Annotated in this window: 9 protein-coding genes; 2 read left to right on the top strand and 7 right to left on the bottom strand. The window is 64.9% G+C overall.

Features of this window, described 5'->3' with window-relative positions:
- Nucleotides 1-13: 13 nt before the first annotated feature.
- The 7 genes from FNV92_RS33910 to FNV92_RS33880 form a co-directional block, all read right to left on the bottom strand.
- Nucleotides 14-1,000, bottom strand: coding sequence for an ABC transporter ATP-binding protein (locus FNV92_RS33910; RefSeq protein WP_143842816.1), 987 nt, complete (start codon nt 998-1,000; stop codon nt 14-16).
- Nucleotides 997-2,004: an ABC transporter ATP-binding protein gene (locus FNV92_RS33905; protein WP_143842817.1), complete on the bottom strand. Its 1,008-nt coding sequence runs from the start codon at nt 2,002-2,004 to the stop codon at nt 997-999. Before FNV92_RS33905 ends, FNV92_RS33910 begins: the two co-directional genes overlap by 4 nt.
- Entirely contained in the window at nt 2,004-2,897 is an 894-nt protein-coding gene (locus tag FNV92_RS33900) for an ABC transporter permease (RefSeq protein WP_015689247.1), read from the bottom strand. The genes FNV92_RS33905 and FNV92_RS33900 overlap by 1 nt, the downstream gene beginning before the upstream one ends.
- 9 nt (nt 2,898-2,906) lie before the next feature.
- Entirely contained in the window at nt 2,907-3,854 is a 948-nt protein-coding gene (locus tag FNV92_RS33895; RefSeq protein ID WP_015689246.1) for an ABC transporter permease, read from the bottom strand.
- 30 nt (nt 3,855-3,884) lie between these two features.
- A complete protein-coding gene (locus tag FNV92_RS33890) occupies nt 3,885-5,483 on the bottom strand; it encodes an ABC transporter substrate-binding protein (protein ID WP_143842818.1) in 1,599 nt (532 codons plus the stop codon).
- A gap of 201 nt (nt 5,484-5,684) precedes the next feature.
- Entirely contained in the window at nt 5,685-7,235 is a 1,551-nt protein-coding gene (locus tag FNV92_RS33885; protein ID WP_143842819.1) for an AMP-binding protein, read from the bottom strand.
- A gap of 19 nt (nt 7,236-7,254) precedes the next feature.
- On the bottom strand, nt 7,255-8,409 hold the full coding sequence (locus tag FNV92_RS33880) for an iron-containing alcohol dehydrogenase (protein ID WP_015689243.1): 1,155 nt from the start codon (nt 8,407-8,409) through the stop codon (nt 7,255-7,257).
- Between the two features lie 386 nt (nt 8,410-8,795).
- Here FNV92_RS33880 and FNV92_RS33875 point away from each other — a divergent pair, with 386 nt between their 5' ends.
- Nucleotides 8,796-10,007 carry an efflux RND transporter periplasmic adaptor subunit gene (locus tag FNV92_RS33875; protein WP_168213424.1) on the top strand — a complete coding sequence of 404 codons (1,212 nt, stop codon included), beginning with the start codon at nt 8,796-8,798 and terminating at the stop codon, nt 10,005-10,007.
- The gene (locus FNV92_RS33870; protein ID WP_143842821.1) at nt 10,004-13,168 is read left to right on the top strand and encodes an efflux RND transporter permease subunit; all 3,165 of its coding nucleotides are present in this window, start codon (nt 10,004-10,006) and stop codon (nt 13,166-13,168) included. Before FNV92_RS33875 ends, FNV92_RS33870 begins: the two co-directional genes overlap by 4 nt.
- The last annotated feature ends 92 nt before the right edge of the window (nt 13,169-13,260 follow it).

The following is a 13,260-nucleotide window of genomic DNA, read 5'->3' as shown; positions in this document are numbered from 1 at the left end:
GGGAACACGAGAGTTACGCTCCCCGACCCGTCCCCTCATTCAACAGACACGCCACCTGATGTCCGGCGCCAGCGTCCACCAGCGCCGGACGCTCGGTCTTGCACCGCTCCATCGCAAACCGGCAGCGGGTGTGAAACGCGCAACCCGGCGGCGGATTGACCGGGCTCGGCACGTCGCCGTCGACCAGTGGCGCGAGCTTCTTCGCCAGCGGGTTGGCGATCGGCACCGAGGCGAGCAGGGCCTGCGTGTAGGGATGGCGAGGGTTGCGGAACAGCTCGTCCTTGTCTGATATCTCGACGATGCGGCCGAGATACATCACGGCCACGCGGTGGCTGATATGGGCGACCACGGCGAGGTCGTGCGCGATGAAGAGGTAGGAGAAGCCGTGCTGCCGTTGCAGGTCGATCAGCAGATTGATCACCTGCGCCTGGATCGAGACGTCGAGCGCTGACACCGGCTCGTCGCAGACGATCAGGCGCGGCCCGAGCGCGAGCGCCCGTGCGATGCAGATGCGCTGGCGCTGGCCGCCCGAGAATTGATGCGGGAAGTTGCGCATCTGGTCGGGCCGCAAGCCGACCTGCTCGAACAGTTCTGCGGTACGCGCTTCCAGCGCCTTGCCGCTTGCGAGCCCGTGCACGGCCAGCGGCTCGCCGACGATGTCGCCCGCGGTCATGCGCGGATCGAGCGAGGCGAACGGGTCCTGGAACACGATCTGCATCGAACGGCGATGCGGCCGCAGCGCGGTCTTGGACAGATGCGTGATGTCCTCGCCGTCGAGGCGAATCTGGCCCGAAGTCGGCTCGACCAGTCGCAGCACGCTGCGCGCCACCGTCGATTTGCCGCAGCCGGATTCGCCAACCAGCCCCAACGTTTCGCCAACGCCAACCGAGAAAGAGACGCCGTCGACCGCGTGCACGGTGCCGACTTGCCGGCGCAAGACGCCGGCACGCACCGGATAGTGCTTGGTCAGGTCGGTGACTTCGAGCAGGGTCTCGGTCATGCCACCTCCGCCACGTCAGCCGCGCGCCAGCAGGCGGCAAGATGGCCGCCGCCCCAATCTGCGAGCGGCGGATATTCGACCTCGCAGCGCTTGATCGCGAGCTTGCAGCGCGGCGCGAAGGCGCAGCCCGGCGGCAGTCGCGCCAGCGACGGCACGGTGCCGGGAATCTCGTTCAGCCGCGCCTGCGCGGGAACGCCGGAGGCGGGCACCGCCGGGATCGAGGCCATCAGCCCGCGCGTGTAGGGATGCTTTGGCGCGGCGAACAGTGCCTCGACGCTGGCTTCCTCCACCTTTCGGCCCGCATACATCACGATGACGCGCTGTGCGGTCTGCGCGACAACGCCGAGATCATGCGTGATCAGCACGAGCCCGGTGCCGAGCTCCTTCTGAAGATCGAGGATCAGCGCCAGGATCTGCGCCTGGATGGTGACGTCCAGCGCGGTGGTCGGCTCGTCCGCGATCAGCAGCGCGGGCCGGCACGTCAATGCCATCGCGATCATCGCGCGCTGGCGCATGCCGCCGGAGAGTTGATGCGGATATTCCCGCGCGCGCCGCGCCGGCTCGGGGATGCGCACCAGCCGCAGCATCTCGACTGCGATGTCACGAGCCTCTCTGGCCGGCATCGCGCGATGCAGCCGTACCGCCTCGGCGATCTGGTCGCCGATCCGCATCACCGGATTGAGCGAGGTCATCGGCTCCTGGAAGATCATTGAGATGCGGTTGCCCCTGACAGCGCGCATTTGCGCGTCATCGAGCGCCAGCAGATCGGTGCCTTCAAGCGTGATGGAGCCGCCGACGATGCGGCCGGGCGGATCGGGCACCAGCCGCATCAGCGACAGCGCGGTGACGCTCTTTCCGCAGCCGGACTCTCCGACGATCGCCAGCGTCTCGCCTCGCCTAACGGTGAAGGAGAGGTCGTCAACGGCCTTGAACAGCCCCGAATTGGTGAAGAACACCGTCTTCAGGTTCTTCACCTCGAGCACGAGATCGGACTCGTTCGCCATCAGCCGCGCTGCCGGGGATCGAGGATGTCGCGCAGGGCGTCGCCGAACAGGTTGGCGCCGAACACGGCGAGGCTGATGGCGATGCCCGGGAAGATCACCAGCCACGGTGCGGTGCGGACATATTCGGCGGCGGATTCCGACAGCATGCGGCCCCAGGATGGATAAGGCTCGGGAATGCCGAGGCCGAGAAAGGACAACGAGGCTTCGGTGAGAATCGTGGAGCCGAGCTGCGCGGTGGCGAGCACGATCAGCGGCGCCAGCGTGTTCGGCAGCACATGGCGCAGCGCGATCCGCACCTCGCTCATGCCGATCGACTTGGCGGCTTCGACAAAGGGCAGTTCGCGCAGCGCCAGCGTGTTGGCGCGGACGACGCGCGACACGGTCGGGATCAACGGAATGGCGATGGCGATGATGACGTTCGGCAGCGACGGGCCGAGGGCCGCCGTCATGATCAGGGCCAGCACCAGCAGCGGTAGTGCCTGGAGGACGTCGGAGACGCGCTGGAACACGAGGTCGACCCAGCCCGAGAGATAGCCGGATGTCAGCCCGACGATGACGCCGATCGAGCCGCCAAGCGCGGTCGAGCCGATGCCGACCGCGAGCGAGATGCGCGCACCGTGGATGATGCGGCTGAAGACGTCGCGGCCGAACGAATCCGTGCCCATCCAGTGTGCGAGGCTCGGGCGCATCAGCGCGCGGGTCGAATCGATCGTCAGCGGATCGTAGCGCGCGATGAAGTCCGCGAAGATCGCCGTGAGCACGAACAGCGTCATAATGAAGAGGCCGGCTGCGCCCAGCACATGCCGTTGCGCCAGAAACAGCACGCGCCGCCAACCGCCGGTCGCATACGCGCCGGCGCGTCTCAGTTCAATGTCATAGTCGATCGCGGCCAAGCGCCTCTCCTAATCCGTGTACCGGATGCGCGGATCGAACACCGCGTACAGCATGTCGACGATGAAATTTGCGCTCACCACCACCACCGCGATCAGCATCACGAGGTTCTGTACGATCGGATAATCGCGCCAGCGGATCGCCTCGACCAGAAAGCGCGCGACGCCGGGGATGTTGAACACGGTTTCCGTCACGATGAGACCGCCGATCAGGAACGCCGCCTCGATGCCGATCACGGTGATGACGGGCAGGATCGCGTTCTTCAGCGCATGCTTGTAGTTGACCGCGGCGTCGGAGGCGCCTTTGGCGCGCGCGGTGCGGATATAGTCCTGCCGCAGCACCTCCAGCATGGACGAGCGGGTGATGCGCATCGTCAGCGCGGCGCTGCGGAAGCCGACGGCGGCGGCCGGCACGGCGTAGGTCGCGAACGCCTCGAGCCATGTCGCGGGATTGGGATTGAAGATCGGCATCTGGTTGAACATCGCGACTGACGCGGTGAGGATCAGCAGGCCGAGCCAGAACGAGGGCAGGGACAATCCGCTGAGGCTGACCACGCGCAGCGCGTAATCAAGCCGCGTGCCCTGCTTGACCGCGCTGATGACGCCGAGCGGAATGCCGATCGAGGCCGAGAACAGCAGTGCGAGGCCGGCGAGCCGGGCCGTGATCGGAATCCGCGGCAGGATCTCCTGAAGCGCCGGCTTCTCCGAGACATAGGAGTAGCCAAAGTCGCCGCGCAGAAAACCGCTAATCCAGTGCCAATATTGCACGACAAGCGGCCGGTCGATGCCGAGCTCCTTCTCAAGATTGGCCTTGTCAGCGGGATCGACATAGCCGGCCGCGGCGAACAGGATATCGACGATGTTGCCGGGCACGATGCGCAACAGGAAGAAGATGACGACCGAGATCCCGAACAGGGTCACGAGCATCAGGAACAAGCGCCGCACCAGATAGGCAAACATTCCGCGCCCTCCCGCCCGGACGTCGGCGCGCTACTTGTCCATCCAGACGTCTTCGTACCGGTAGCCATTGTAGGAGCTGTTCGACATGACCGTCACGCCCTTGACATAGGGCTGCCAGCAGCTGCCGGTGCGTGCGTGGAAGATGATGGGACGCGCGACGTCCTCCTGCAGCTTCTTGTCGATGTCCCACACCATTTTCCTGCGCTTGGCGACATCGGTCTCCTGCGACTGCACGTCGAAGAGCTTTTCGATCTCCTTGTTGCAGTAATTGGTGTAGTTGCGCTCGGAGCCGCAGGAGTAGTTCTCGTAGAAGGACTGGTCGGGATCGTCGACGGCGTTGCCGGTCAGATTGAGCCCCAGCATGTAGTCCTTGCGCGCGATCTTTGGGAACCAATTCGCGGTCTCGACCACGTCGAGCTCGCCGTCGATATAGATGCTCTTGAGCTGGTCGATCAGGATTACCGCGGGGTCGCGATAGACTGGGATGTTGCGGGTCGAGACCTTGACGGCCAGATGCTTGTCCGGCCCGTAGCCGGCCTTCTGCATCAGCTTCCTGGCCTCGTCGCGATTGGCATTGATGTCGGGGCCATAGCCCGGAATGGTCTCGAGCATCTCCTTCGGCATGCCCCACAGCCCGTTCGGCGGCGGCAGCATGGTGCCACCGACATCGCCCTGGCCCTCGAACATGATCGAGATGAACGCCTTGCGGTCGAGCGATAGCGCCATGGCGCGTCGGATGTCGATATTGTCGAACGGCGGCGCCGACGAATTGACGATGATGTTGGTCGCGACGTTATTCGGCTCGACCACGCAGACCGCGTTCGGCGCCTGAGACTTGACGTCCTTCAGCAGCGGAATGCTCACTTCGGTCGGGAACGCCATGTCGAACTTGCCGGCGACGAAGGCCAGGATCGCGGTCGAGCGGTTCGGAATAATGGTGAACTCGATGCCGTCGAGATAGGGTCTGCCCTTGCGCCAGTAGTCGGGATTGCGGGTCAGCTTGATCGATTCGTTGGCCTTGAACTCGACGAACTTGAATGGGCCCGTGCCGATCGGATGCGTGCGCATGTCGCCGGGCGAGACGTGGCAGGGATAGACCGGCGTATAGCCCGACGCGAGCAGCGCCAGGAGCGACGGCTGCGGCCGCTTCAGATTGAAGGAAACCTCGAGATCGCCGTTGGTCGAGATGTCATTGACCTGTTCGTACCAGGACTTGCGCGGGTTCTGCCGGAACTTCTGCGGCGCCTTGCCCATCAGCATGTCGAAGGTGCATTTGACGTCCGCCGCGGTGAACGGCTTGCCGTCGTGCCATTTCACGCCCTGGCGCAGCTTGAAGGCCAGCGTCTTGTTGTCGTTGACCCAGGCCCAGCTCTCCGCGAGCTCCGGAATGATGTTGTCCATCCTGTTCTGCGCCTCGTCCTGCTTGTAGATGACAAGGTTGTTGAACACGGGCATGAAGGGAACATTGAGCGAGTAGGTCGCGCCTTCGTGGATCGAGGCGTTGCCGGGGCTGTCGCGGTGATACATCCGCAGGATTCCGCCCTGTTTGGGCTCGCCGGCGAGCGTGGTGGTCGAGGCCGTCAGCACAGATAGCGCCGCTATTGCGGCGAGCGCCCACACGCTCCGCATTCTCATCCTCCCTGGACAACGGCCTTTGCGACCTGTTTGTCAGACGATAGCGACGCGCGCGCAGCGAAGCAACCGGCAAGGCCAGCGGTGGCCTCGACAATTCGGATGACGGAAGGCCGCAGAGCGTTTCCCTCGCAATGTGAGAGTGCGGGTGCGAAGGAGTGATTCCGGTGCAGATGTAGCGCGCAGCAGAAGATACCTTCACACGATCCGCGACGTCTTGTTCCCCCAATAGCGGTCGCGCAGCAGTCGCTTGTACAGCTTCCCCGTCGGCAGCCTTGGCAGCTCCTTCTCGAAATCGACCGAGCGCGGCACCTTCTGTCGCGACAGCGATGCGCCGCAGAAGGCGATCAGCTCTTCGGCGAGCGTCGGCCCCGGCACCACGCCGGGCATCGGCTGCACCACCGCCTTCACCTCTTCGCCGAGATCGGGATTGGGCACGCCGAACACCGCGGCATCCGCGACCTTCGGATGGGTGATCAGCAAATTCTCGCATTCCTGCGGATAGATGTTCACGCCGCCCGAGATGATCATGAACGTCGCGCGGTCGGTGAGGTAGAGGAAGCGATCCTCGTCGACATAGCCGACGTCGCCGACCGTGCTCATGCTGCCATCGACCGAGCGCGCTTCCTTCGTTTTCTCCGGATCGTTGAAATATTCGAACGGCGATCCCGTCTTGAACCACACCTGGCCGGGCGTGCCGGTCGGGCACGGCTTCATGTCTTCGTCGAGAATGTGCAGGTCGCCCAGCAGCACCTTGCCGACGGTGCCGCGATGGCTCAGCCATTCCTCGCTGTTGCAGGCGGTGAAGCCGAGGCCTTCGGTGGCGCCGTAATATTCGTGGATGATCGGGCCCCACCATTTGATGATGTCGTCCTTGACCAGCGCCGGGCAGGGCGCCGCGGCATGGATCGCGATCTCCAGAGATGAGAGGTCGTAGCGCCTGCGCACGTCCTCCGGCAGCTTCAGCATGCGCGAGAACATCGTCGGCACCAGCTGGGTATGGGTGATGCCCCATTGCTGGACGAGTTGGAGATAGCGTTCGGGATCGAAAGTCTCCATGATGATCACGGTGCCGCCCATGCGGATCGTGAGATTCACCGCGGCCTGCGGCGCCGAGTGATAGAGCGGCGCCGGCGACAGGTAGATCATGCCCTCGCGGTAGTGCCAAAGCTTGGTCAGGAAATCGAACAGCGGCAGATTGTGCTTCGGCGGCTCCTCCGGCAGCGGCCGCAGGATGCCTTTCGGCCGTCCTGTCGTGCCCGACGAATACAGCATGGCAGTGCCGAGCCATTCGTCCGCAATCGGCGTCTTCGGCAGGTCGGCGGTGACGTCCGCAAGACCGACGATGCGGTCGCTCTCGCCGGGGCCGTCGGCGACGATGCAGAGCTTGACGTCGGGGCAGGCCTCGATCGCCTCGCGCGCGATGTCGAGCTTCGCCACCGACGTGATCAGGATCCTGGACTGGCTGTTGGCCAGGAGATAGGCCAGTTCCCCAGCAGTGAGGAACGAATTGATGCAGGTATAGTACAGCCCGGACCGCTCGCCCGCGCCGCAGGCTTCGAGATAGCGCGAATTGTTCTCCATGAAGATCGAGTAGTGGTCGAGCCGCCTCAATCCGTGCTTGCGGAACAGATGCGCCAGCTTGTTGCTGCGCGCTTCCAGCTCGCGATAGGTGACGGCCTCGCCGGTCGCCGCCATGATGAAGGCGGGCTGCAGCGGGCGTAAGCGGGCATGCGTGCCTGTGTACATCAGTCCTCCGTCGTTAGGCTTATGCGGCCAGAAGCAGGATTTCGCGCAATTCGTCCGGGCCGCCGATCTTGCGCGGGTTGCGCGGGATCCAGTTCGTGCGCATCGCTGCTTCCGCGATGGCGTCGAAATGCTCCGGCGAGACGCGCACGTCCGCGAGGCTGCGCGGCATGCCGAGCGAGCGGATGAAGGCGTCGAGCACGTCGGCGGCATTGTGGCCGGGAAAGCCCATCGCGGCCGCGACGATCATCTGGCGCTCGGCATTGTCGCGCGCATTCCAGCGCATCACCGCCGGCAGCATGATGCAGGAGGTATAGCCGTGCGGCACGTCGAAGGCCGCCCCCAGCACGTAGCCGATGCCATGGCTCGCGCCCATCGGCACGCCGGCGGCGAGCGCGCCCATCGACAGCCAGGTGCCGATCTGCGCGTCCATCCGCGCGTCGAGATCGGCAGGGTTGGCCTTCACCCGCGGCAGCGCGTCGGCGAGCATGGCGAGACCCTTCACCGATTGCGCGTCGGCATAAGGGTGCGTCTCGCGCGAGCATATCGCCTCGACGCAGTGATCGACGGCGCGGATGCCGGTGGACAGGAACAGCCATTCCGGCGTGTGCACGGTGACGGCGGGATCGAGGATGGTCGCGCGCGGCACCGCGAGTGGGTGCCGCAGCATCTGCTTGACGTGCGTGGCGCGGTCGGTCACGCCTGCGATGGAGCTGAACTCGCCGCCGGCGATCGTGGTCGGCACGCTGATCTGGCGCACCGTCGGCGCGATCATCTCGGGTGCGACGCCCTTGTGCACGCGGATGCGATCGATGCCGTCGACATCGTCGACGCCGTTGGCAAGACAAAGCTGCACCGCCTTGGCGCCGTCGGTGATCGAGCCACCGCCGACAGTGACGATCAGATCGGCGCCTGCCTCGCGGGCCGCATTGGTGGCCGCGATCACGGCCTCGCGCGGCGTATGCGCCGGCATGGCGTCGAACAGCCCGGCGCAGCGCGCGCCAAGCGCCTGTTTGATTTTCTCGATTTCGTTGGTCTGCCGGTTCAGCGTGCCGGAGACCATCAGGAAGGCGCGGCGTGTCCCCAGTCGGTCCATCTGTGCGACGATGGCTTCGGCCGCCGGATGGCCGAACACAACCTCCTCGATCGCGCCGTAAACGACACGTCCCTGGTGCACGCCCGTCCTCCCCGGACAATTCGTCTTTGCTTTGTTCGGGCAAGTCTAGCCGAGGCTGCCGCGCCCGTCATGTGCGAAGACGCTGTGCTTTCTACCCTCCCCTGGAGGGGGAGGGTCGATCGCGCGAAGCGCGAGCGGGGTGGGGTGATCTCTCCATACGGGTACTGTTGGACGTGGAGAGACCGTCGCCCCACCCCGTCTCACATTTCGCTGCGCTCAATGTGAGCTGACCCTCGGGCGAGCTACGCTCGTCCCGGCCCCCTCCTGGGGAGGGTGGCATTGTGCTGGCACTGGTCTTGAAGAGTTCATCGTCTCCACCCATGTTGTGGCGCCCGCGGGTACGCGCGTACCCTGCAATTTCTGCGGCTTTTATGCGAGGACCTGGGATGACTGGACCGGACGGAAGCGAGCCATTTGTCAAAACGCACGATTTCGTTGAGTCCCGGCCTTACGCAATCGCTGGCTTTCTCGCCGTGGCGTTCGCACTCACCGGATGCGGGCAGCCGGCCTCGCAGGCGAGCGCGCCGGCGCCCGCACCGGTGACGGTGGCCCAGCCGGTCAAGCGCACGGTCACGGATTGGGATGAGTTCACCGGCCGCTTCGAAGCGGTTGAGGAAGTGCAGGTGCGCCCCCGCGTCGGCGGCTTCGTCAACTCCGTCGAATTCCAGGACGGCGCGATCGTGCATCAGGGCGATCTGCTCTACGTCATCGATCCGCGTCCGTTCGAGGCGGTGGCGGAGCAGGCGGAGGGGCAGCTCTCCGACGCGCGCGCCAAGGTGGAGCTTGCCAAGCGCGAGCTCGATCGCGGCCTCAACCTGGTCCAGACCAGTGCGGTCTCCGAGCAGGTCGTCGATCAGCGCCGCCAGGCCTTGCAGGCCGCGCATGCTGCGGAGACCCAGGCCGAGGGCGTGCTGAAGGCCGCCAGGCTCAACATCGAATTCACACATGTGACCGCACCGCTCACCGGCCGGGTCAGTCGCCATCTCGTCAGCCCCGGCAATCTCGTGCAGGGCAGCGACACCGGCACCTCGACGCTGCTGACGTCGATCGTCGCGCTCGACCCGATCTACGTCTATTTCGACATGGATGAGACGACGTTCATCAAATACAGCAAGCTGTGGTTCGAAGGGAAGCGACCGAGCTCGCGCGATACGGCGAACCCTGTGCAGATCACGCTCGCCGGCGAAACCAAGCCGTCGCATGAGGGCACCATCAACTTCCTCGACAACCGCCTCGATGTCTCCACCGGCACGCTGCGCAGCCGCGCCGTGGTCAAGAACACGGATATGTCGATCCTGCCCGGCCAGTTCGGCCGTGTGCGTCTGATCGGCAGCGCACCCTATGAGGCGCTGCTGATCCCCGACGTCGCCGTTGCGACCGACCAGTCCCGCAAGATCGTGTTCGTGGTCAAGCCTGACGACACCGTGGAAGCGCGCCCCGTGACGCTTGGTCCGCTCGACGAGGGCCTGCGCGTGATCCGCGAAGGGCTGAAGCCGGACGACCGCGTCATCGTCAACGGCATCCAGCGCGCCCGTGTCGGCGCCAAGGTTGCTCCGCAGACAGCGCCGGCCGGTGGCAAGCCTGGTGACAAGTCATGAATCTGGGCCGTCTCTCCATCAATCAGCCCATCCTTGCGATGGTGCTGTCGATCGTGCTGCTGATCGTCGGCGCGCTCGCCTACACCACGCTGCCGGTCTCCGAATATCCCCAGGTGGTGCCGCCGACCGTCGTGGTCACCACGCAATATCCCGGCGCTTCAGCGCAAACGGTGTCCGACACAGTCGCAGCTCCCATCGAGCAGCAGATCAACGGCGTCGAGGACATGCTGTATCTCTACAGCCAGGCGACCTCGAACGGCCAGCTCACCATCACCGTCACCTTCAAGCTCGGCACCGACCTCGACAAGGCGCAGGTGCTGGTGCAGAACCGCGTCGCGATCGCGCAGCCGCAACTGCCCGACGAGGTGCAGCGCAACGGCGTCGTCACCCGCAAGAACTCGCCCGACATCCTGATGGTCGCGTTCATGCTGTCGCCCGACGACACCTTCGACCAGCTCTACATCTCCAATTACGCGCTGCTCCAGGTCCGCGACCAGCTGCTGCGCATCGACGGTGTCGGCGACATCCAGATCTTCGGCGCGCGCGATTATTCGATGCGGCTCTGGCTCGACCCTGACCGCATCGCCAATCTCGGCCTGACCTCGACCGAAGTGCTGGCCGCGATCCGTGCCCAGAACGTGCAGATCGCCGGCGGCCAGATTGCAGAGCCGCCGATTGCGGATCGCGCCTTCCAGCCGAACCTCACATTCACGGGGCGCCTGAAGGACCAGAAGCAGTTCGAGGACATCCTGATCAAGGCCGGCTCCGACGGGCGCACCGTGCGCCTGCGCGACGTCGCCCGCATCGAGCTCGGTGCGCTCGCATACTCGACCAACAGCTTCCTGCTGCGCAAATCGGCGGTCGCCATGCTGGTGACGCAGCGGCCGGGCTCGAATGCGCTCGCGACCGCGAAGAGCATCTCCGACACCATGGCGAAGCTGAAGGAGAGCTTTCCCAAAGGGCTCGACTACAATATTGGCTACAACCCGACCGAGTTCATCGCTCAGTCGGTCCACGAACTGATCAAGACCATCTACGAGGCCATGCTGCTCGTGGTCATCGTGGTGCTGGTGTTCCTGCAGGGATGGCGGCCCGCGATTATCCCGATCATCGCGATACCCGTCTCGCTGGTCGGCACGTTTGCCGTGATGGCGGCGCTCGGCTTCTCCATCAACAATCTCACTCTGTTCGGCCTCGTTCTCGCCGTCGGCATCGTGGTCGACGACGCCATCGTGGTGGTCGAGAATGTCGAACGGCATCTCGAACACGGCCTGAGCCGGCGTGATGCCGCGCTCAAGACCATGGAGGAGGTCGGCGGCGCGCTGGTCTCGATCGCGTTGGTACTGTGTGCGGTGTTCGTGCCCACTGCATTCATAGGGGGCATTTCTGGTCAGTTCTTCCAGCAATTCGCCGTCACGATTGCGGTGGCGACCGCGATCTCCTGCTTCTGCTCCCTGACGCTGTCGCCGGCGCTGGCCTCGCTGATTCTCGTCCCGCATGAGGAGAAGAAGCCGCCGGCCGCCTGGAATCTCGCCGCACGCGGCTGGAACGGCTTTACCGGCGCCTTCAACCGTGTGTTCGACCGGCTCGCGCATGGCTATGCCGGCGTCGCCAATTTCGTGATCCGGCATTCGGTGGTGATGATCCTGGCCTACGTCGTGCTGATCGGCAGTGCCGGCTGGCTGATCGCGACCACGCCGCAGGGCTTCATCCCGGCGCAGGATCGCGGCTACGTCATCATATCGGTGCAATTGCCGGGCGCAGCCTCGCTCGCACGCACCACCGAGGTCGTACGCGAGATCGAGCGAATATCGCTGGATACGCCGGGCATCATCCGCGTTGCCGCCTTCGCAGGCTTCTCGGGCGCCACGCGCACGCAGGCCGGCAACGCAGCGGCGCTGTTTCCGGTGTTCGACGAGCCCGAGGCGCGGATGAAGAAGGGATTGTCTGCGAACGCCATCACGGTCGAGCTGCGCAAGCGGCTGGCCGCGATCCAGGGCGCCTTCATCATCGTGATTCCGCCGCCCGCCGTGCCCGGCATCGGCACCGGCGGCGGCTTCACCATCCGCATCCAGGACCGCCAGGGGCGCGGGCCCGAGCTGCTCGCCGCAGCCACCGACGAACTCGTCGCCGCGGCGCGCAAATCGCCCTCGCTGCTCGCTCCGACGGTGTTCTCGCCGTTCTCGGCCAACACGCCGCAGCTCTTCGTCGACATCGACCGCACCAAGGCGCAGAAGCTCGGCGTGCCGATCGCCAACATCAACGACACGATCCAAACCTATTTCGGATCGACCTATGTCAACGACTTCAACCTGTTCGGCCGCACCTATCACGTCACGGCGCAGGCGGACTTCCCGTTCCGAAAGGAGCCAAGCGACCTCGCACGGCTGCGGACGCGCAACGCCTCCGGCGACATGGTGATGCTCGGCAGCGTGGTCGAGTTCAAGGACGTCTCGGGGCCGGATCGCGTTGCGCGCTACAATCTCTATGCGGCCTCAGAACTGCAGGGGGAGCCGGCGCCGGGCGTCAGCTCGACCACCGCGCTCGATGCCATCAAGAAGCTCGCGGACGACACCCTGCCGAGCGGCTTCACCTTTGAATGGACCGACCTGTCCTACCAGCAGATCACCGGCGGCAATGCCGGCCTCTACGTGTTCCCGATCTGCGTGCTGTTCGTCTATCTTGTGCTCGCCGCGCAATATGGCAGCTGGACGCTGCCGTTCGCGGTGATCCTGATCGTGCCGATGTGCCTGCTGGCCGCCACCATCGGCGTGCGCATCATGGGGCAGGACGTCAACATCCTCACCCAGATCGGATTCGTCGTTCTGGTGGGGCTTGCGGCGAAGAACGCGATCCTGATCGTCGAGTTCGCGCGCGACATCGAGAATGAAGGCAAGCCCCGGCTGGAGGCCGTGATCGACGCTTGCCGCCTGCGTCTGCGCCCGATCCTGATGACGTCGTTCGCCTTCATCCTCGGCGTCTTGCCGCTGGTGATTTCGTCTGGTTCCGGTTCGGAGATGCGTCAAGCCGTCGGCGTCGCCGTGTTCTTCGGCATGATCGGCGTCACCCTGTTCGGGCTTCTGTTCACGCCGATCTTCTATGTCGTGGTGCGGAACCTGGCGGAGGGGCGGAACGAGGGGAAGCCGAAGGCAGTGGGCTGATACATTGTCGTAGGAGCCGACCTCTGCTTCCCAACATGTCCGGTGTCATCCCCGCGAAAGCGGGGATCCATAATCACAGGGAGAAGTTTGGC

This window comes from Bradyrhizobium cosmicum, assembly GCF_007290395.2.
GTDB classification, from domain to species: Bacteria; Pseudomonadota; Alphaproteobacteria; order Rhizobiales; family Xanthobacteraceae; genus Bradyrhizobium; species Bradyrhizobium cosmicum.
Note: the sequence above shows the minus strand (reverse complement) of the source record. Positions and strands in the feature narration are given on the sequence as shown.